The sequence below is a fragment of the Nocardioides zhouii genome (genome assembly GCF_004137345.1).
GTDB classification, from domain to species: Bacteria; Actinomycetota; Actinomycetes; order Propionibacteriales; family Nocardioidaceae; genus Nocardioides; species Nocardioides zhouii.
Map to the genome: position 1 here is coordinate 352,741 of NZ_SDWV01000001.1, position 19,768 is coordinate 372,508.

Annotated in this window: 18 protein-coding genes; 5 read left to right on the plus strand and 13 right to left on the minus strand. The window is 65.2% G+C overall.

All coding sequences use genetic code 11. The annotated features are described in order from the left end of the window. Positions 1 to 14 precede the first annotated feature (14 nt). The 8 genes from EUA94_RS01710 to EUA94_RS01745 all read right to left on the minus strand — a co-directional run bounded on the left by EUA94_RS01710 (position 15) and on the right by EUA94_RS01745 (position 9,870). Positions 15 to 1,424 (minus strand): OmpA family protein, encoded by a 1,410-nt coding sequence (locus EUA94_RS01710; protein ID WP_129424057.1) that lies wholly within the window; start codon positions 1,422 to 1,424, stop codon positions 15 to 17. Next, positions 1,425 to 3,836: a hypothetical protein gene (locus EUA94_RS01715; protein WP_129424059.1), complete on the minus strand. Its 2,412-nt coding sequence runs from the start codon at positions 3,834 to 3,836 to the stop codon at positions 1,425 to 1,427. A 580-nt stretch (positions 3,837 to 4,416) separates the two neighbouring features. Next, a complete protein-coding gene (locus EUA94_RS01720) occupies positions 4,417 to 5,115 on the minus strand; it encodes a GAF and ANTAR domain-containing protein (protein ID WP_129424061.1) in 699 nt (232 codons plus the stop codon). 270 nt (positions 5,116 to 5,385) lie between these two features. Further along, the gene (locus tag EUA94_RS01725; protein WP_129424063.1) at positions 5,386 to 6,372 is read right to left on the minus strand and encodes a B12-binding domain-containing protein; all 987 of its coding nucleotides are present in this window, start codon (positions 6,370 to 6,372) and stop codon (positions 5,386 to 5,388) included. A 62-nt stretch (positions 6,373 to 6,434) separates the two neighbouring features. Continuing rightward, positions 6,435 to 6,806: a hypothetical protein gene (locus tag EUA94_RS01730; protein WP_129424065.1), complete on the minus strand. Its 372-nt coding sequence runs from the start codon at positions 6,804 to 6,806 to the stop codon at positions 6,435 to 6,437. Between the two features lie 227 nt (positions 6,807 to 7,033). Next, the gene (locus EUA94_RS01735) at positions 7,034 to 7,819 is read right to left on the minus strand and encodes a GAF and ANTAR domain-containing protein (RefSeq protein WP_129424067.1); all 786 of its coding nucleotides are present in this window, start codon (positions 7,817 to 7,819) and stop codon (positions 7,034 to 7,036) included. After that, complete coding sequence (locus tag EUA94_RS01740) at positions 7,816 to 8,157, minus strand: sigma-70 family RNA polymerase sigma factor (protein ID WP_129424069.1); 342 nt, start codon at positions 8,155 to 8,157, stop codon at positions 7,816 to 7,818. The genes EUA94_RS01735 and EUA94_RS01740 overlap by 4 nt, the downstream gene beginning before the upstream one ends. A 666-nt stretch (positions 8,158 to 8,823) precedes the next feature. Then, positions 8,824 to 9,870: an NAD(P)H-binding protein gene (locus EUA94_RS01745; protein ID WP_207210350.1), complete on the minus strand. Its 1,047-nt coding sequence runs from the start codon at positions 9,868 to 9,870 to the stop codon at positions 8,824 to 8,826. A 574-nt stretch (positions 9,871 to 10,444) separates the two neighbouring features. Between EUA94_RS01745 and EUA94_RS01750 the strand changes: the two genes are divergently transcribed. Together EUA94_RS01750 and EUA94_RS01755 are read left to right on the plus strand one after the other, a co-directional pair. Further along, positions 10,445 to 10,975, plus strand: coding sequence for a CsbD family protein (locus EUA94_RS01750; protein WP_129424071.1), 531 nt, complete (start codon positions 10,445 to 10,447; stop codon positions 10,973 to 10,975). An 8-nt stretch (positions 10,976 to 10,983) separates the two neighbouring features. After that, complete coding sequence (locus tag EUA94_RS01755; RefSeq protein ID WP_129424073.1) at positions 10,984 to 11,631, plus strand: hypothetical protein; 648 nt, start codon at positions 10,984 to 10,986, stop codon at positions 11,629 to 11,631. 443 nt (positions 11,632 to 12,074) lie between these two features. Here the strand turns inward: EUA94_RS01755 and EUA94_RS22335 are convergent, their stop codons facing one another. Both EUA94_RS22335 and EUA94_RS22340 read right to left on the minus strand, forming a co-directional pair. After that, positions 12,075 to 12,461 (minus strand): tyrosine-type recombinase/integrase, encoded by a 387-nt coding sequence (locus EUA94_RS22335; RefSeq protein WP_207210351.1) that lies wholly within the window; start codon positions 12,459 to 12,461, stop codon positions 12,075 to 12,077. An 82-nt stretch (positions 12,462 to 12,543) separates the two neighbouring features. Further along, complete coding sequence (locus tag EUA94_RS22340) at positions 12,544 to 12,828, minus strand: hypothetical protein (RefSeq protein WP_207210352.1); 285 nt, start codon at positions 12,826 to 12,828, stop codon at positions 12,544 to 12,546. 31 nt (positions 12,829 to 12,859) lie between these two features. On the opposite strand from EUA94_RS22340, the gene EUA94_RS22345 reads away from it, so the two are divergent. Continuing rightward, complete coding sequence (locus EUA94_RS22345; protein WP_207210353.1) at positions 12,860 to 13,027, plus strand: hypothetical protein; 168 nt, start codon at positions 12,860 to 12,862, stop codon at positions 13,025 to 13,027. Positions 13,028 to 13,259: 232 nt separating this feature from the next. Here the strand turns inward: EUA94_RS22345 and EUA94_RS01765 are convergent, their stop codons facing one another. Beyond that, the gene (locus tag EUA94_RS01765; protein WP_129424075.1) at positions 13,260 to 13,490 is read right to left on the minus strand and encodes a helix-turn-helix domain-containing protein; all 231 of its coding nucleotides are present in this window, start codon (positions 13,488 to 13,490) and stop codon (positions 13,260 to 13,262) included. Positions 13,491 to 13,675: 185 nt separating this feature from the next. Here EUA94_RS01765 and EUA94_RS23085 point away from each other — a divergent pair, with 185 nt between their 5' ends. Then, on the plus strand, positions 13,676 to 13,984 hold the full coding sequence (locus EUA94_RS23085; protein ID WP_422879874.1) for a helix-turn-helix domain-containing protein: 309 nt from the start codon (positions 13,676 to 13,678) through the stop codon (positions 13,982 to 13,984). A 52-nt stretch (positions 13,985 to 14,036) separates the two neighbouring features. Here the strand turns inward: EUA94_RS23085 and EUA94_RS22530 are convergent, their stop codons facing one another. Further along, complete coding sequence (locus EUA94_RS22530; RefSeq protein ID WP_129424077.1) at positions 14,037 to 16,076, minus strand: thrombospondin type 3 repeat-containing protein; 2,040 nt, start codon at positions 16,074 to 16,076, stop codon at positions 14,037 to 14,039. A gap of 941 nt (positions 16,077 to 17,017) precedes the next feature. Between EUA94_RS22530 and EUA94_RS01775 the strand changes: the two genes are divergently transcribed. Beyond that, positions 17,018 to 18,307: an ATP-binding protein gene (locus EUA94_RS01775; protein ID WP_165356760.1), complete on the plus strand. Its 1,290-nt coding sequence runs from the start codon at positions 17,018 to 17,020 to the stop codon at positions 18,305 to 18,307. A gap of 17 nt (positions 18,308 to 18,324) precedes the next feature. On the opposite strand, the gene EUA94_RS01780 is transcribed toward EUA94_RS01775, so the two are convergent. Further along, complete coding sequence (locus tag EUA94_RS01780) at positions 18,325 to 19,641, minus strand: PP2C family protein-serine/threonine phosphatase (RefSeq protein ID WP_129424081.1); 1,317 nt, start codon at positions 19,639 to 19,641, stop codon at positions 18,325 to 18,327. Positions 19,642 to 19,768 lie beyond the last annotated feature (127 nt).

A 19,768-nucleotide genomic window follows, 5' to 3' on the forward strand; every position in this document is an offset into this window, starting at 1 on the left:
CGACCCCGCGGCCGTCACAGATCCGAGAGGACCGAGAGCACAGTCGGGGGGACCTTGTCGTAGGGGCGGAACAGCCGGACCACCGTCTCGCACGTCTTGTCGAAGTCCTCGGTGTTGGCCTGCGCCGTGTAAGCCGCGGCCCATGCGGCGACCTTCTCGGTCCGCCCGCTGCCCAGCCCGTCGAGCCACGTTCCGACCGTGCTCTGGCCAGCCTCGAAAGCGGCCCGCACGTCGGCCTCGACCGTGCTGGCGCGCGACCACTCCAGACGCCGGTTCGAGAACTTCACCCCGGCCGCTTTCGTGGCACCGAACGCCTCGTACACCACGCGGGCCGCGGCGCCGTCACGCTCGGCGACGTCGAGTGCGCGCTGCAGGCCCTCCCGCTTGGCCTCGTCGACGAGGTAGGCGCACCCGGCGATGACGACGACGGTGCCGACGATCGTGCCCACCGCGACGATCCCCGGCGCACCGGCGCTGATCCCGAGGCGTACGAGCAGCCGCGGCGACGGACCGATGTCGATCCGCACCTGGAGCTCCAGCTCGAGCTCGAAGGTGAAGCCCTCGAGCTCGATCGGGTCCACCTTCACCTTGCCGAGGGTGACCGACACCGTGAAGAACTGCGGCTTGGTCTGGAACCCGCTCTCGACCGGGAACCCGAAGACCTGGCCGGCGATCGTGGCCTTGGCGGACGGCGGCTTGCCGTCGCCTCCGGGGTCGAAGCCGAGCTTGCCCTTGAGGTGCCCGACGAGCTCCGCCTCGAACTTCGCCGACAGCTTGCCCCCCTTGAGGACGATGCCCTCGGCGTTCTTCGCCTCGCCCCGGCTCACCTTCACCTTGAGCTTGCCGATCGCGGTCAACGTCGCGTGGATCTTGCCGTCGTCGATGTCGTCGATCGTGATCTCGACCGGCACCTCGAAGAACCCGGCGACGCCACCGCCCGTCGGAGGGTCGCCACCGGTCGGCGTGGGCTGCCACGGCTCCACCGGCAACCGGGGCTCCGGCTCTATCGACGGTGTGTAGAAGGCAACCTCGACGCGGCGATTGCGCGCCAGGGCCTGTCCGCTCGTGCCCGGGTCGGCCGGTTGCCGATCACCGGACGTCGTCGCGGTGACCTTCACGAACCCGAGTTCGCGCAAGTGGGCTGCGACCTTGTCGGCGCGTTGACGGGCGATGGCGTCGTTGCCCTCACCGGTGACGCTGGCGTGGCCGACGATCTCGACACTCGCGGCGCTCCTCGCGGGCGAGAGGAACATGTTCTGCAGGAAGAAGCGCACGGCCGCCGCGTGCGCGGGCGCCAGGTCGGTGCCGGCGACGGGGTAGTTCCACAGGATGAGCCGATCGGCGGTGCGGGTGACCTGGGGATCGGGGTGCTCACGCCACCACGCCCGTTCGTCGGCAAGACTCGGCGCAGTCGTCGTGGGCACTCAGCTCGTCCCTCCGGAGTGGTCGACGAGCTCGACGGCGACCGGGAACGGTTCGGGGTTCGTGGGACCGCTGAGGTCCTCGGCGGCGATCTTCGCCAGCCGCCGCTGGATCTCCGCCTCCGTCAGCTGGTTGGCGAGCTCGAGTCGGTCGAGCTCGAGATCCTCGCGCCGGATGATGCTGTCCTCGCAGGCGCAGCACTCACCGGGGACCGCTTCGGCGTAGAGCGCGGCCGTGGGGAGGATGTGCTCGTCGACGTCGAGGGGCGACATCTTCACGAGCGCGGCGATGCTCTGGTCGAAGAACGTCGCCAGCGACGAGCCAGCCGGGATCCGCAGCGGCACCGCGAGGTAGTCGTCCACCGAGCCCACCGGGGAACCCTCGGTCAGCCCGGCCATGGCCAGGGCGAGCAGCTGCGGGTCGGCCGAGCCGGCGCGCTCGTTCCACACCGCGAAGCGGTAGTGGTCGATGTTGCGGGGGTCGTTGAGGTGCGCGATCAACGCGTCGAGCCGCTCCTGGTGGTCGGCCGTCGTTCGCAGCGGGAAGGCGTCGAGGACACGGAGGGCACGCTCCTCGGCGGCGATCCGGTCGAGCTCGGCGCGCGCCTCGTCCACCTGACGGAGCTCAGCCTGGCGGGCCTGCCACGCGGCGTACGTCGTGCGCACGTTCCCCATGGCGCCGAGCAGACCGGCGTCGTTGTAGGTGCCGTTGCCAAGGGCGCCCACGACCACCCCGGTCGTGATCGACGTCGCGATGGGCTCGGTGAGCACCAGGAACACCACGGCCCACACCTCCCACCACACATCGTTGGCCAGCTGGGAGGGCACGGTGGTCAGCGCGTCGATGGTCTCCGTCGACAGTCCGTTGATGATGCCCGCCGCCGCGTCGGCGACGGCCGGAGTGGGCGCGGAGAGACCGAGTCCGCCGAGCCCGGGCACGAGCCCGGGGGCCTTGCTCGCGAGAGCCTTGCCGAAGATGTAGCGGTGGAACGCGTCCTCGACGGTGGTCGGGATGCTCGTCGGGTCGGTCATCGCGGACTGGATGACACTGCCCAGCGTGACGGGGGTGCGCAGGGTGCCCACCGCGACGCCCAGGGCTTGCAGGGCAGCGGCCAGGGCGTCCCACTCCGGGGCACGGGAGGGTGCGCTGCTCGATCCGCAGTCGCAGCCCTGGCAGAGGATGGCGCAGGCCCGCTCGCGGGCGTCCAGGAAGCGCGCCGCCTCGAACCCGGGAAGCAGGGTCGAGTCCATCAGGGCCAGAGTGAGGGTGCGCTCGTGCGAGCGGATGAAGGCGCGGTCGAAGGTCCGGATCTGGGCCAGCGACGCCGACTCGAGCAGCACCACCAGCCGGATGGCGTCGGCACGCAGGGCTGTCTCGACCTGGTAGTCCGCAAGGATCTCGAAGTACGCGGTCGTCAGCGTGTGGCAGCTGTTCGGATTCCGGATGGTGCGGGTGACCCGTGTCTCCGACCCGGACTCGCGGGTCTCGACCACCTTGAGCACGCGGCTCGACCGCACCGTGGTGGCGGCGCGTGACGTGGCCTCGCGCACGGCCTGACGGGCGTTCTTCTCGCCCTCGTTCAGGCCGGTGCTGGCGTTGGCACCTGCCGAGAAGTCGGCGTTGATGACCTCCAGCTTCATGCCGACCTTGGCGTCGGTCGTCACCTCGAAGCCCGACTGACGGGTGACCTCGCGGCTGATGTCAGAGGTGTCGCGGCGGGTGCCGGACGACTCGTTGGCCTGCTCGAGCTCGAAGCTCGTCGTCGAGTCGCTCGTGCGGGTGACGCGGTCCCACGTGAAGATCTCGATGGTCTGCTCCTCGCCCGGACCGAGGGTGATCGAGCTGACCATCCGGCCGCGGTTGTAACCGAGCAGCTTCCAGTCCTGGCGGAACGGGAGGTAGAAGGCCAGCCGGGCGCCAGCGGCGGCCGCCCCCGCGTTCACCGGGTTCCCATGGGTCGAGGCCCCGCCGAGCGCGTCCTTGCGAGCCGTCGTCCCCGCAGTGTCGTCCGCCGTGGCCGCCTGGATCTTCTCGCCGATGCGGCGGGCCTGGTTCCACTCGGTCTTGGCCTTCGACAGGGGTGCACCCATCAGAAGCTCGGGTGCAGCAGCGTGCACCTCGTCCGCGGTGAAGCCCGTGCTGCGCATGGCCTGCATCGAGCTCGACAGGGTGACCGGCCGCTGCAGGTCGTTGAGCTGAGCGTTGACGATGAAGAACTTGTCGAACTCGATGGATTCGACGACGTCGTTCGGCGGGAGCGAGATGGCGCACTCGTCGATGAAGCTGCCGGGAGTGCTGGCGCATCCGCAGTCGTCGTCGGGGTGCTCGTGGTCATCGTGCGGTTCGTCGGGAGGACGGCTGGAATCCGTACCGCGACCGCGTGTTGCACTGTGTGTCCTGGACGTCGAAGGCATCCCGTAGCCCCAATTCAAGTCCGAGGCTCGCTGCTCGGGCCCGAACAGTTCATTACGGCCCTCGCGGAGCTGGCTTGTCAATAGCCCGATTTGCCCGTCGTACCAGGACTCAAATGCTTTCAGGCTCGGAGATCAGTGATCTCCGAGCCTGAAACTGTGTAGCGTAGGCAGGATTTGAACCTGCGACCTCTGGAAGAGATCGAGCGCTACGGAACGACTCGGATGATCTTGGACCTCCTCGGGTTTACGCGGAGAGACCTCAAGGTGCACCTCGGATTGTACCGGTCTGACGTGGGTCCGGTCGGGGTGTACGTGTCTAGTTTATGGCGGCGCATCGATTCCCGTGTTGGTGGTGTCCCGTCGCATTGACCGCCCTGGCCGTCACCTGGACCCTCCACACCCGCGGCGATGGCCTCGTCACCCCCGTCGACACACTTTCAGTGCGACGCGAGCCCCTTGCGCACAAGGTAAAGCATAGGCACGTGACGGCTGGGGTACACGCTCCACAAGTCACCCGGTTCAGACCCGCGTGCTCGGTGGCCAGGCCCCGGTGCTCAAGCAGCCGGGCACCTGGGCCGGCCTACAAGACGTCCCGCTTGCTCTCTGCCCTGTTGGCCACGATCTGCGCGGCCAGGATGCGCAGCTTGATGTTGCCGTCGTTCGACATCCGGGTCATGACACTGAAGGCCTTTACGGGGTCCAGGTCGTAGCGCTCCATCAGGATGCCGGTCGCCTGCCCGATGACCGTCCGGCTCACCAGACCTTGCGACATGACGTCCCACTTCTGCGCAGCAGACACTGCGATCGAGATCTGCGCGGCGATGGACATGCCCTCGGCGAGAGCCAGATCGTCGAACGCGTCGGCGCTACGTGAGTAGAGGTTCAGGGCAACGAGATGGTCGGCGTTGGTGAAGAGCGCGAAAGACATGATGCTGCGCGCCTCCGTTTCCTTGACGACACGCGGTCCCCACGACGGCCAACGCTCGTCGTGCTCCAGGTCCCCGCTGCGCATGACCGCGCGCTCCCACAGGACTCCCAGGCAGGGGCCCTCCTCGAGCTCGTACTGGAGTTGATCAGCGATCCTCACCATGGTGTCGGTCGCCGCGACCGTTTCGATCTGACGTCTCTTCAACACCATCGACAGGCCGACGGCATCGCACCCTTCGATCGATGCGAGCGTGACCTCGACGGCGCTCTGCAGCGTCGCCTCGATGTCTTCGTGCGACTCCTGGAGATGTCGCGCGGCCTCTCCGATCCGCTCAGAGAGCTTCTCGTCCATGTCCGCAGCATCGCACGTCCGAGACGTGGGGGCTATGTAGGTCCACCCCCAGGGGGCCCATGACAGCGCGCACCCGAAAGGACGTGTCCCCAACCGTTTCCTCGGGCCACGATCGCTTCCGCATCGGGTCGGCCCCACGCGCCGACCGGACCTATCCAGCGCAGCGACCCATCCCCCATTTCAAGCCACAGGCCCTTCCGCGGCACCGCTGGCGCGAGTCCATCCTTAAGCGGCACCCGCGGCACGGTGCTCGACCCGTGCGTGGACGGCTCACACAGCGTTGGCGAGCACCGGCGGTCGACCGCCCGAGAGGCATCGCTCGATGATGGCGGCGGCGTCGGTGATGCGCTCACCGAGGTAGCTGCCCGGAACGCCCTTGCGGCTCATGGGCGCCAGGAACGCGTTGCCGGCGTAGAAGGTCGGGCAACCGGTTGCGGCCAGCGCGCGGATCGACTCGATCGCCGAGCGTCGCTGAGTCGATAGATGGGAGACGACCACCACTGCAGGCGCCGACGTTGCAGCAACGGCCGCGACCAGGATTCGCTGGGAGGTCCCTGCACCAAGGATCCGACAGCCGGTCCCGCGGGTGACGAGGAGCGCTGCCAAGGACTCCACTCCCACGGTGTGCATGTCCCCCGGTCCGGTCGCAAGGATGACCCAGCGGTCAGATGTCGACGGTGGCGCGAGCGTGGTCGTCCTCGCAAGCCATCCACGCATGACCTCGGTGGTGAAGTGCTCCTGCCCGATGTCGCAGCGCCCGGACTCCCACCACGAACCGATCAGCCGCATCGACGGCAGCACGACGTTGTCGAGCGTTGCGGCCAGGCCGAGAGAGGCCACGGACTCCTCCAGGATCCTTCGAATGGCATCGGGATCATGGTCGTCGGATCCGACCATGATCGCGTCGATCATGGGCCGGGCGGGGTTCTGCTCGTCGAGAAGTGTTCGCACCCGCCGCGCGGCCTCCGAGGGTGGGCGTCCGGTCGCGATCTCGTCGCGCATCAGGCCCAGCTCGGTGAGCGCTTCGACGGTGTAGCGCCGATGGCCACCCGGGCTGCGCAACGTCCGAGGCAATCCGTAGCGAAGTTCCCATGACCGCAACGTCGGCGCGGGAACCCCCAGCAGGCTGCTGGCTTCATGCATGCGCAAACCGACCGCGGCGCCGGTGGTCCTCGCGCCGTTGGGTACAAGGGTTGCACTCTCGCAACCAGTCATCTGACCCTCCTCGTCATCAATGCAAACCTCGAGCTGTCCCATCACCCCGCGGCTCGGACAAGCCCCGTGCCGTGTCTGTGCCTGGCGCCGAGAGCAGTCGTAGCTCAGTCGAGGAAGGTGTCCCGAGACCTCACGAAGGCCGCTGCCCCCGCCAGCACGCGGGCGATCCTCGGCGCTGCGGCCGATGTCGACTGCCCGCGGACGACCTCGGCGGCGAGGTCCAGGTTCCTAGCCAACCGCGGAAGGGGAAACGCGCGAGCCTCGAGTACTCGGGCGAGCCAGACCACCTCCGACTCCATGACGAGTGATCCGTCAACGTCATCGACGGCCCATGACAGCAGGTAGAGGTTGTCGTGGATGCACCACGCCTCCCCCGCTTGGCCGTACCGGTCCTGCTCGTCGGGGAACTCGAGACGGTAGCGACGACAGATGTCCTGCGCGAGTGGCAACAGGGCGATCGACTCGCCACTGCTCATGGTGACTGTTTCCGGCGCCGGCTCTCCCCCGGGGGGCTCCGACCGGTCGGAAAGGGCACCGGTTGCATCATGTGCTGTGGTCACATCGGCCTGCCGCGAGCATTTCGGGCGTACGCCGGTCCACGGTGGGCCTGCCGGCGAAACGTAGCACCCCATCGCAGTTCCGGTGGACTCTTCGCAGTCCAGTTGCCCAGGGGCAGTCTGTACAGCCAAGCCGGCGTGAGCCTTCAGGCTAGATGCGGCAGCGCGCGGGAGCGGGCAATCTCCTCAGCGATGTCGATGAGCTTCACGTTGGTCTGGGACGACACCCGCCGCAGGTAGTCGAACGCGCGGTCCGCGTCGAGGTCGAGACGCTCCATCAAGATCCCCTCCGCGCGCCCGATGACGATGCGGCTGACCAGTGCCAGGCCGAGATGGTCGATCTCACGCGCCGTGGTCATGACGACTGCCAGGTGGGCGGCAATGGTGTGGCCAACGGCGACGTCGTCGGTGTCGAAGTGCTGACCGTGTCGGGCATAGAGACTCAGCGCCCCGTAGGTGTGGACGGGCACCGACATCATCGACCCCACGCCAAGCTCCCTGTGCACTCTCGCGGCCCATGTGGGCCACCGCCGCTCTCGAGCCAGGTCAGCGCTGACCAAGGTGTCCTGGTCCTGCGCGACGTCGAGGCACGGCCCTTCACCCATCTCGAGTTGCAGCTCGTCGGCCCGCTGGCCCACATCGTCGCTGCTCAGCCGCGTGAACAAGCCACGCTTCGCGTTGATGGTGATGCCAGCGTGGTCGCAGCGCGTCACCAACTTGACGGTGGAGTCCACCGCCAGCTGCAGGCGTACGGTCTCGTCCGGCGCAGCGCTCAGTGCCTGCACAAGCTGGGCGAACTCGGCCAGACGATGTCTCTCGTCAAGCACGCCGCTCGCGTCGCTCGCGTCGACGCCGTCTGCTGATGAGCGACCGTTCGTAGCATCAGGCGGGGCCGAGAGTCGTTGGATCGAGGGTGCCGCGAGGTGGCTCATGCTGTGACGATCTGGTACTGCTCGCCGCCCGACGCCCGCGTCCCCGTGTTCGTGTCTGCAGCTTGCTCCAGCACCCAGGCGACCACGCCCTGCTTGCTAGGCACGAAGAGGACGGATCGGCGCCAGATGCGCCTGTAGGCGTCGATCACGTCCTCGTCGGCACCAGCGAAGGACGAGGGGTCGCCACGCAAGGTTGCCACCACCAGGAAGTAGGTCAGGTCGAAGAGCTCAGCGAGCGCAGCCTCGTCTCCTCGACCGCATCGAAGGACGAGTTCGGTGACGAAGCCCTGGCACTGATCGGCAGCCGGGGTCTTGGGCGCCAACCTGAAAATTGACATTCCGCCTGTTCCTGATGCATTGGATGCTGAGACTTAGCAACAGACTGCTCCTCACTCGTCCCTGTCGATAGGGCGAAAACTATGCATTGAATCGGCGACACGGAGTACCAGCGACGGCTTCGTAGGCCAGGTCGGTGAACCAGCGAGTCGCTCACGCGGCCCGCTGTGAAGGCCGTGACAGCGTGCGTGATGTCGACAGTTGAGTACACGCAGGCTGCCGTGCGGCCCGTCACGCTGACTGTTGGTGGGCGTCTAGTCCGGCATCCTGGGCCGGTGACTGCGCTACTGGCTCAGGTGCCGGGCAACTGAGCTTCACCGTCACACGCGTGGCCGTCGCATCGCTGAACGGCAACCGCAGGGTCTAGCACTAGGACCTGCCTCCGGCCCGCCTCGTTGAGGCGGGCCGGTTCTGCATCGGGGGTGCCTGCTCAGTTGTGCCGCTTGCGCGACCTGCCGCTGACGGTTGCGAATCCGCTCGGACGCCCCTTTGGCAGCCGCTGGCGTTGTATGCCCGACAGCACCCAGGACTACCATTCGCGCTCCGCCCGACAATGAAGAACACCCGCAGGCCCGAAGGATACGTAGTTCGGCGGCCGCCTAGAAGACGATGTGCCTGCGATGAGTTTGTTTCGTGCCCAGATCTGTCCGTGCTCTCTACCCACACCTTCACCTTGAGGTGATCGCGCCGGGTATGGCTCTGCGGACTGTGTCGAGCGCTCGCGCCAGCACCGGGCGCTCGTCCTTGTCGCCACCGTCGGCCCACAAAGGGTCCTGCGGAAGCGGACCCATCGGGTCGACACCTTCGGGCGGGCCGCTCGACTCAGCCAGCGAGCGGGAGAATGCCTCCCCCAGGGCGACCAACCGGTGGCCATCGGGCAGCAGAGCCGACCGGAAGTCGTCGTCGGCCGCCACCATGTCGTGCCGCAGGCTCTCGACCAGCGCCTCGACCGTCGGTCGCGGAACATCAGTGAGGCCGGCGACCAGCTTGCCCACCAGGGCGGTCGGCAGGAGTGGAACCTCTACCTGGGGGCGCTTCATCCCCGCGTGCGTGGTGAAGGCGTCGAGAAGCGCCCCGTAGCGCAGCCGGTCCGGGCCTCCGACGTCGAAGTGCCGTGATGGGCCGTCGTAGTCGAGCGCTCCCACCAACGCCGCGAGCGCGTCCACGACCGCGATGGGCTGGACCATCGAGTCCATCCAGGTCGGGACCGTGTGGACCGGCATGCGCTCGCTGACCTGCCGGATGATCTCGAACGAGGTCGATCCACTCCCGATCAGGACCGCGGCTCGGAGCACCACCACGCAGGCGGAGGTGTCAGTGAGGATGCGTTCGACGTCGCGACGCGAGCGGATGTGGTCGGAGAGTTCTTCGTCTGGGACGTCGGGCACCACGCCCGAGAGGTAGACGACTCGCTGGACGTCGTGCTTGGTGACAGCGTCGGCGAAGTTGCTGGCCGCCTGCTGGTCGGTGTCTTCGAAGTCGGCGCCGCCCATGCCGTGGATCAGGTAGTAGACCGTATCGACGCCCTTGCACGCAGCCGCCACGTCATCGGGGTCGAGAGCGTCCATGACGACGGTCTCGGTGCGGTCCGACCACCAGGGCTGCGAGCGGTCGGGGCTGCTGGTGGTCGTCCGCACCTGCAGTCCGCGATCGAGGAGCAGCGGCACCAGCCGGCTGCCGACGTAGCCGGTGGAACCGGTCACCAAGACGGTCATGTGTCCTCGATCGTGTCGTCGTGCAGCGGGTCCGTGGCAAGCGGCTACGACCACGGTATGAAGCACAGCAAAACGGAGACGCCGCCAGGTGCCCCGACCGCAGACAGCAGCGTCGACAGCCGGCATTACGTCGTCTGGGTCCAATCTACGACCACGCGGCCGGAGCGCTCAGCAGTGACGAGTTGCCGCCACCCTCACAATGGCGGAATGGGGCATCGCCCGACCGACCCGGATCACGTGCACACATGCAGATCCGCGCTTCCTGATCGTCGACATTCGCGCAGTTGTCCCTGCTTGCTCTGAACCTTGACCGTTGACGCCTCGCCTTGGGCCACCTCGACCCGGGGCTAGTGCGCCGCAGCGACGGACCCATGGAGGGGGAAGTCGAACACCACCTGTTGCTGGATCGGGGGCGGAGGTCACTGGCCACGGGGTGACAGCACCGTTGACTTCGTGGGACGTGTTGAATGCAATGTCCTCGATCGTCGAGATCCGGACCGGGCGTCATCAAAGGCTGAGACCGGAATCACGTGGTGCGGGCGCGTGTGCCCCGAGCCATTGGGCACGGGGAAATATGACCAACGACAAAGCATCGCAAGCCCGTGAGGGAATGCTCGACAACGTCGCAGGGAAGGCCAAGGAGTTTGCGGGCGCCGTGACTGGCAAGGACGACTTGGTGGAGGAAGGACAGCTCCAGCAGGCCGAGGCCAGCAAGCGCAAGGAGGCTCTCGCCGACGAAGCCGTCGCCGACGCCAAGCAGAAAGAGGCTTTGCAGGAGATCCGCGACACCAACGCCGAGGCGGCGCGGCGCAAGAACGCAGCCCACGCGCAGGCACAGCGCGAGGAGTCCGCCATCGAGCGCCAGCGCGCCACCGAGGCGGCCGCAGCCGCCCGTGACGCCGAGCGGGCGAAGCAGGCGGGCCTCAAGGAGGCCGAGGACGAGGCAGACGCCCTCGCCGAGTCCCGCCTGAGTGAAGCCGCCGATCTCGCTGAGGATGCCACCGACACCGAAGAGAAGGCCGCCGCCGAGAAGAACCGTCTCGAGCATGAGGCCGCCGCCGCCGACGAGCAGGCCGCGCACCTGCGCGCCCAGACCGACAAGTGAGGAACACGATGATCAACACCCTGATCGCTTTGCCCTACGAACTGGCCCGCCTCCCCCTGACGGTGGTCGACAAGACCCTCGCCAGGCGGATGGACGAGACCTCCGCCCCCCGCGTCACCTTCGACCGGGCCATCGGCTCTGCCGACAAGCTCGCCGGTGCGCTCCTGAGCAACCACAACCTCGCTGAGCGTGGCGCGGAGCGCCTCGAGCGCTCCGACAAGCTCGTGACGGCCGTCCGCCTCGAGCAGCAGGCCGAGGCCCGTCGGACCGAGGCCGCCCAGACGCTTCGATCCGGTCGCGACGAGGCCGCCCGCAAGCGCCAGCAGGCCAAGGACGTGGCGGCCTCCGGGCTCGTCGAGGCCGACGCCGCCGAGGCGCGCGCCAAGCAGGAGGCGAAGACCAGGGCCACCCGCAGCGCTGCTGCCAAGAAGGCCGCCGCCAACAAGCGGGCTGCCGCCAAGACCGCCACGGCCAAGCAGCGCAAGGCCAACGCCACCCGTGCTGTCGAGGCCAAGAAGACCGCCGCCCAGCGTTCGTCGAAGGACGAGCTCAAGGACGCGCGTGAGACAAAGCAGTCGGCGACCGAGGCCCGCGCCGACGCCAAGCGCCTCAGCAACCTGGCCGACGCCAAGAAGCAGGAGCGCAAGCAGGACTGAGTCCTGCCTGCTCGAACCTCGCCCCCGCTCGCCGACGACCTCGGCGGGCGGGGGCAGGGTCGTTTGTGCGCCGCGAGACGAACGAGCCGATGACCCCACTCGAGCGCCGCGGCGCTGGCGTGCCCTTGCCCGAGTGGCTGAGATGGTCGGCCGTACGCCCAGAGTGGTCGCCACGCCCGACCGCGATGTCGTCGACAGCCCAGTCGGCGGGGTCAGCTCAGTGCGGCCGCCAGGCCGGTCATGAGCGCAGGCCGGGTCGCGAGGTTCCTATTCGGGATCGCGGACCTGAGTGCGCGCTGGGGGGGACGTGGTGACCAGCATCGGGGCGATCAACGGTCTCAGACATCGCAGCCAGCCAAGTCACCATCCACACCCTCTGAGGTTCAGGTCGGCCGGCGTCTGCCGCGTCCTTCCGCCGCCTTTGGGCGTCAAGCCTCGCGTGGTCATCGCTCGTCCTCCGGCGGGCTGGGTGCGAGCAACTCAAGGATCTCGGCCGTCACGGGGTTCACCGCCTCGCCCGGTTCGATGTAGTGCTCCTTGGTGATCTTGGACGACGTGTGGCCGAGCATCTCGGCCGCCAGGTCCGCTCCCCCGGCACGATCGAGAACTGTCGCGACGGTGCGTCGGAACGAGTGGGGAGTCACGCCCTCGATACCGGTCTCGTCCAGCACCGCGCGCAGGCGGCGCCGGATGTTGTTCGCCGTGAGTGGCGTGCCGTTGCGGCTGAAGAAGATCAAGTGGTCGGGCGCTTCTGATGGGATGGCCACGAGTCGTGCGCGCAAGACCTTGGCGGTGAACGACGGCACGGAGACGGTCCTGGTCGACTTCATCGTCTTCGGGTGGGGCTGGCGATGCGTGGGCTTTCCTGTGGGCGACACGATCGTGCCGCAGAGGCGAACCGTCGCGTCCACGTCACACTTGCGGATGGCGAGAACTTCGCCGTGCTGAGGTGCCGAGCATGACTTCGATGATCTGCTCGAGCTGCCCGTCCGGCGGTGGGCCGGGCAGGCCGGACCGGCGGCGCCAGCCGCGGACTGCTCGACGGATCTCCTCTACTTGCTGCAGGGTCAGAGACATCGCCTGGGCGGGTGGCTTGCGGAGGCGAGCGGCGTCGCGGACCCGGTTCTCGCGCACGGCGTCGTAGCGCACGGCGAGCCCGAAGGCGAGGCTCAGGACGGTGCGTGCCTGCTTCGCCATGCTGTAGCTCTTGGTCTTGGCGAGCGTCTTGATGAACCTGGTCGACCTTGCGAACGCTGACCTCGCGCAGCGCGTAGTGCTCAAAGGCCGGCAGGACAAGCTGGCGCATGTTGCGCTCGTAGAGGGCTCGGGTGCTGGGAGCGAGCGCGTCCTCGAGGTCCAAGTCGGCGAGCCACACGTCGACGAGATGCCGGAATGAGCTGGCGGACGTGAGGTCGCCCTGTCCGACCTTCTGCTCGGTTCGCTCGGCGAGCATCTCCTTGAGCTTCCGCTCGGCGGCCTTCGGCGTGTCCGCTGTCGCTTGGACGCGACGCAGCTGACCGTCGTAGTCACGGAGGCGGGTCAGCGCTCGGGCTCGTCCATCGAGGGTCCTGTCGAGGTGGATCTCACCGAAGGTGCCGACCGGGGGTGCGAGGTCTAGCCACGATCGCTCACCCACCGCTGGGTCCGCGCCCCGGCTCGGTCTCGCGCTGCCTGAGCAGCCAGGTCAGGACGTCGGAGGTGGCGAAGCGAACGCGACCGCCGACCTTGATCGCGCACGGCCCCTTGCCGTCTGTGCGCCAGTCGCGAATCGTCGTGACCGGCACGTCGAGGTATTCGGCGAGCCCCTCGATGCTCAGCAGCGGCTCTAGGTCGCTCAGCGTGCTCCGGGTGGTCTCCATGGACCTGAGGTGCGCCCGCGGGCCCGGATGCTCCCACGGGGCTCCGTGACATCCCGTGTCGATGACCGCTGATGCGCCTCGGAGTGGTCTCGACGCGGGGTTCTTGCGGGTTTGTGACAGTCGGATCAAATCTCAAATGCTTTTCAGGCTCGGAGATCCGTGATCTCCGAGCCTGAAACTTTGTAGTGCTCGCTGAGGTCAAACTGAACACCCTAGGCACGCTCGTTGCCGCTTCCGTTCGCAACTCCTCAGACGAGGAGTCTGGTCGTAAGGGTCCACGACGACGAATAACAAAACGTGAACGGAAGCGGGTCATCGAGGTGTACGCCACGGGTATGAGTACACGGGCAGTCGGAGCCCAGCTTGGGATGTCGAAGACTGTCGTCCTCCGGATCCTGCACCAGGCTGATGTGCAAGTGCGACCACGCGGACATGAACCGTCCAATAGCGACTGGCCGGTAGTGGAGCATGAAAAAAGGCTCAGGTTTCGGTGAGCGAATGCATCCGCACTCGAACTCACCGAAACCCTCGCCTAGACGCCCTCTACTAGTACTTCCGACTACTCGAATCCTTCCAAGGTGGCCCCAACGGGCCAGTTACCCACCCTTCGGGCAACTTTGTGTGGTTGGCGATTGGAGATCCGACTCGACCCCATGCTCCACCGAAGCCATACCAAGGTTCTGTTTGAGCGTTGACCAGCTGTTCCCATGTCTTCCAAGATGCCCCGCCCTTGGCAGTCACATCTCCTTGTCCTCCATTGCTGAACTCTCCACACGACTGCCTGAAGTGCTTCGTCTCTGGGTACGAAGCGTGTGCACCATTCGCTGAATAAACGACTGGATGGGTCCCCGATAGGTACCCGCGCTTAATCATTTGCTCGTCAGTGTAATCCTCTGCGTCGCAGGTGTGTTGGAAATACCAGACTTCGTCCATTCGATTCTGAGAATCCAAACGCACTGTGATCCTCTCCCACTCTCCTTCGTGATTATCGTACTCAGGGGTGTTGAAAGGCTCGTTATACCCGTACATGAAGAAGTACGTAATGTACTTGTTTGGCACATAGATGTACGACAAGGGCGCCTTTACTTCGCCAGCCTTATTAGGCTTGTTCCCGTCGTGATACTTATCGTTCAGATCTAAGAAGAACCCTTCATTCCTAGCAAGCCCATCGGGACGGTTCTCTGACTTGTCAGTTGGACGTGTCAACTGATTTGAGTTGAAGCTCTTTCCTTTAGCTTCGCAGCCGAAAAACTCTCTACTCGCCTGTTTGAACGAGTATGGGTTCTGGGTGCTGAACCCTAGCTTTTTGGCATCGATGTTTCGCTCGACGATTGTCTCATCATGGCACCCTCTATCATGCGCCCACTTAAGTGCCGAATTATCAACAAACTCTTGCACACCCATTGGAAAGAACTTCTCTTTCGGGTGCAAATAAACAATTGGTGCGTATGCCTTAACGGGGTCAAACGCTGGTGCGCTCTTCGTCGGCTCAGGATCAAGCGAATCGATTAAGCCATCCCCGTCAGTATCAGGACTAGTCGGACTGGTACCAAGTCCAGCCTCAGTCTGGTTAGTCAGACCGTCTCCATCAATGTCAGTATCACAGGCATCACCAATGCCATCCCTATCCAGGTCTGCCTGCGAAGCGTTGGCAACTGTTGGACAATTGTCGTTAGTGTCGAGGACGTTGTCGCCTTCGACGTCAAAGTCACAAGCATCACCGAAAATGTCTTGATCTGCGTTCGCTTGGTTGGAGTTGGATACTGAAGGACAATTGTCGTTCTGATCCGGTATACCGTCCCCATCTCTGTCTGTTGGAGGTGGCGTAGACCCCAGCGGCTCGCGACTCAAGTCGTACTGGATTGAGTAGGAGTAGTCCTTGTAGGTGTAGGGCGGGTTGGCTGTTGGGTACAAGCCGGTCGTCCAGACCATGGCTCCCACCAGATGTGCGGGGCTCGAATCCGTGTCCATGAGCGGATCACTGATCCAAGTCGTATGAGCCGTGTAAGGCGACATGGTGTCGTTCCCTTGGAGACCAGTGAATGCCGCAGCTCCAGCGCAGCTCGGAAAGTGCTTCACCGCGTTGAACATGACATAAGCAGGCAAAACGAATGTCTGCAGACCATCGTCCGAGTCATCAAAATAGAGGGTAGCGCCGCTACCCTGAAATCCTGCGCCATTATTCGATGCGTCTATCGCGCTTTCTGAAGTCCCTGCATACGACCAGTTGGACTCCATGTTGTATGGTGCGCCGTGACAGTCTGAGTAATTGTTTTCGTAAAAATTAATGTCTACGTCAGCCCGATATGGATTGGGTCCGTTAGGCTGGAAATCACTTCCTAAATAGGCGACGTTCGTGTAGGTTCCGGATCCAGAACGAATGAAACCGTAGGTGTCACTGACCGTGATGTGCTCGGAAGACGTGATCGAGAAGGAGCCGTGCCAAGGTCCCCATTCAGTTGCTGCGGCATTCGATGGAAAAGATAGTTGAAGTGCAGCCATGCCCGAAATCACGAACAGCACACTCACGACCTGTGCCAGCAGACGCCGGCGACTGGGTCGCTTGAAGCTCGAAAGAAGGTCCATGATCGTGCCTCACATCTGAGTAGTTGGATTGTAAAGGAGCCAGTGTTTGGGGTCGATTCCGCAGACGCGGCATGGCTCCATGTCTTTTAGACAAAACTGCTTATAATTTTAACAGCTTTTACCATTTAATTGAATGTTTAACAAGCGCAGGCTGTGAGTGTTGATCCGCGGGCACTGCGCTTAAGGACGGCTTCAATGGGCAACAGAAATCGTGAGCGCCGCCCCAGTCTCGCCGCTACACCCTTGCTCCAGAACGAAAGTTCTGAATCTCATCAGCTTCTGGGTGCAACCCACGATTGAACCGCACCGTCAGGGGTGGCAGGTCAAGGCATCGTCAAGAAAAGACGAAAGAGCGACCCATGTAGGGTCGCTCTAACAGTAGTCAGTGTTCTTTTTAAGTAAACTTGGTAGCGGGGGCAGGATTTGAACCTGCGACCTCTGGAAGAGATCGAGCGCTACGGGACGTCTCGGATGATCGCGGATCTCCTCGGGTTTACGCGGAGAGACCTCACAGTCCACCTCGGATCGTACCGGTCTGACGTGGGTCCTGTCGGGGTGTAAGTGTCTAGTTTCTGACAGCGCATCGATTCCTGCGTCGTCGTCGGCGTGAAGGCCGCAGCCTCAAGTTCGCCGAACACGGCACCCGTAAGGACGTACCTCGAGTGTGGCCGATCCCGCCAATATGACGCTCAGAACGACAGGGGCCGATCACAGCATGGGGCCGCCGACCTTGGTCATCGTCACCCGGCGCAGCTGATAGACGGGGTGCCGGTTGTAGAAAGAGTGAGCCGTTCATGTCGACAACTCGGGCACGTCGACCGCATCGTATGGATCCGACCCGACGCCTAGGACTAACGGAAGACATGGAAGCCCGGCACGGTGTGAGGCAAACGGGAGAGAGTCCCCGTGCTGCTTCAGACGACACGGCCACTCCAGAGATCATGCTGTCCGCAGATCTTCGCAACGTGCGAACCGCGCGCCAACATCTTCGAGACGCCCTGGCCTTAGCCGGCCTCGACGACTTGACGGACCGGGCGGCATTGGCAGTCACCGAGGTTGTGACGAACGCATTCGTCCACACGGGCACCCCGGTGCAGTTGCGGATCACCACCGGGGCCGCAATGGTGCGCGTCGAGGTCGAGGACGGCGGGATGCAGCATCCGATACGACGCTCCTACGCAGACACAGCCGGAACGGGACGCGGACTCCAGCTCCTCGCAGAGTCGGTTGACCGATGGGGCACGACCGGAATACAGGGCGGAAAGTTCGTCTGGTTCGAGCTAGGAGACGTCGACCCCCTAATGACCGACCCCGCCGACACCGGGCGGATTGACGTTGGAACGCCGGTCGTACGAGTGACTCTGCGTCAGGTCCCCCTGCTCATGCACGTGGCGTGGCAAGAACACGCCGCCAGCCTGTTACGGGAGTACCTCCTGTTCGCGCTGTCAGACGACGAGGACGCCCTGGACAAGCACGCCCAGGCGAGCGCGGCGATGAGTCTGCTTCACGAGCAGCTGCCGGCTCCGACCCTCGGCAGTGAGCCGACCGCGTTGATGGCCGACGCCGTCGAACCGCACGTCACCGCGCAAGAGATTGTTGTCGACATCCCAGTGTCGGCGGTGCCGTACTTCGACGTCCTCAACATGTTGCTCAGGAGCGCCATCGTCCAAGCGAGGGCCGGGGCCTTGCTGAGTCCCCCTACCCAGCCTGAAATCGATGAGATGAGGCAGTGGCTGTGCACCGAGGTGGCCCGTCAAGGCGCGGGTGACAGGACAGCGACACCGTGGGTCGCGCGCACCGATGTCAGGTCAGCGGTCCTCGACCCCGCTGAGCCGCCCGGGCAGCATGCGCGGTACGCAGAATTCGCCGGTGCGGAAGGCGCTGTCCTGGTCAGCGACGAGGCCAGCGTCATCGTCGTCGTCTCCGCGGAGGCGCTCGGCCTCTTGGGCTACGGCACTGCGGATGAGCTCTTGGGGCGGCGGGTGCTGGTGGTGGTGCCGTCGCAGTTCCACCAGGCTCACATCGCCGGAACGACGATGAACGCAACCAACGGCCGCGACAACCTGCTCGCGATACCCATCCGTGTCCCGATGGTCCGCGCTGACGCATCCGAGGTCCTGGTCGACCTCGAGGTCCGACCGCACCTGCTCAATGATGGACGCCGGGTGTTTGTCGCGAGGTTCGCGATCGCGGATGCCCAGACAAGTGCACGCGAGTCAGCTGCACGCTGACGCCCGACCGCGGATTCCTACCGCGATTCGTGACCTGCGCCAAGGACGTCATCCGTCCTGCCCGGACCGTGCCAGCGCACCATGAGCAGGGTGGCGTCGTCGTCGAGCTGTCCATCGCGGTGAGCAAGGAGGGCATGGACGAGGCGCCTCATCGTCTCTGCGGCAGGAAGGTCGGCCGCCAGCGCCCGCGACATCGAGTCGATCAGGCGGTCTTGGCCGAAGTACTCACCCGACGGGGAGCGGGCATCGGTCACCCCGTCGGTGTGAAGCAGCAGCACGTCGCCCGGCTCCAGCTGCTCGCTGCCTACTGCCGCCGGCAGCGCGCCACCCAATTCCTGGTTGAGACCGAAGGGCAACAAGGGTTCGACAGTCAACGACCGCACCAGACGGCCCTCCCTCAGCAGGAGCGGCTCGTGATGGCCCGCGCTGATCCAGGTCAGCTGCCCAGTCACGTTGTCGAGCTCGCACACCAACCCTGTGGTGAAGGCCTCCGAACCAAAGACATGACCCACCGCAGCCTCGATGTGAGCGGCTGTCGCCGCCAAGGAACGGCCGCTCCGTCGCGCATTGCGGTAGGCAGCCACCACCAGGCTGATGAGCTGCGCGCTCACAATTCCATGACCCATGCCGTCGAAGACGCCGAAACGAGTGACCCCGGCATCCACGGCGTAGTCCAGTGAGTCGCCCGCGACCTCGTAAGCAGGTTCCAAACCACCGGCAACAGTCACCGACCTACCTACGAAGGTCAGCGGCGGCAACAACGACCACTGAACCTCAGCCGCTAGCGTCATCTCGCTCGTGCGCCGCGCACTCACGATGCTGTCGCCGTACAGCGTCTTGGTGACGACGAGCTCTGCAACGACCGCCGCGAAGCTCTCGAGCGCACGCAGCCGTGCGTCCTCTCGTAGCCACCAGCCATCGACCACGAGGCCCAGCACTCCCACGCGTTCGCTTCCGTCGAGCAGAGGCAGCCACATGGGCTCAGTCCCTGCATCGGCGCGCAGGACCGGACCACCGCGCAACGCCTCCGAGTGCTGGAAGGCCCGACCCGCCACGGTCGAGTCGATCCCCAGCACACGAGGTGATTCTTCGTGAATCACCGTCCCCGGCCGGAACGGCACGAGGTTGCGCTGCTGGAGGTCCGCTAGGTAGACGATGGGCTCGGTCGCTCCCAAGACGGCTACGGCTCGCGTCAGCACCTCAGGCAACTCGTCAGGACTTGCGTCACGCATCTCGTCGATCAACTGGCGCACCGCCCACCCGACCAGGTCAACCGAATGCCCATCGTCGGGCGCGCCCTCGCCCAAGAGGTCAGCGACGTTGTCTGCACTCATCGTGTCGTCATCTTAGGTTGATGCCCGCGGTGGCTCCCGCGGCAGATGTCGGGACTGTGGATTTAACGGTGTTTCCGGCCTGACGCGCTGACGAGTGTCAGCGGGGAAGGTGCCGTGATGACCACGA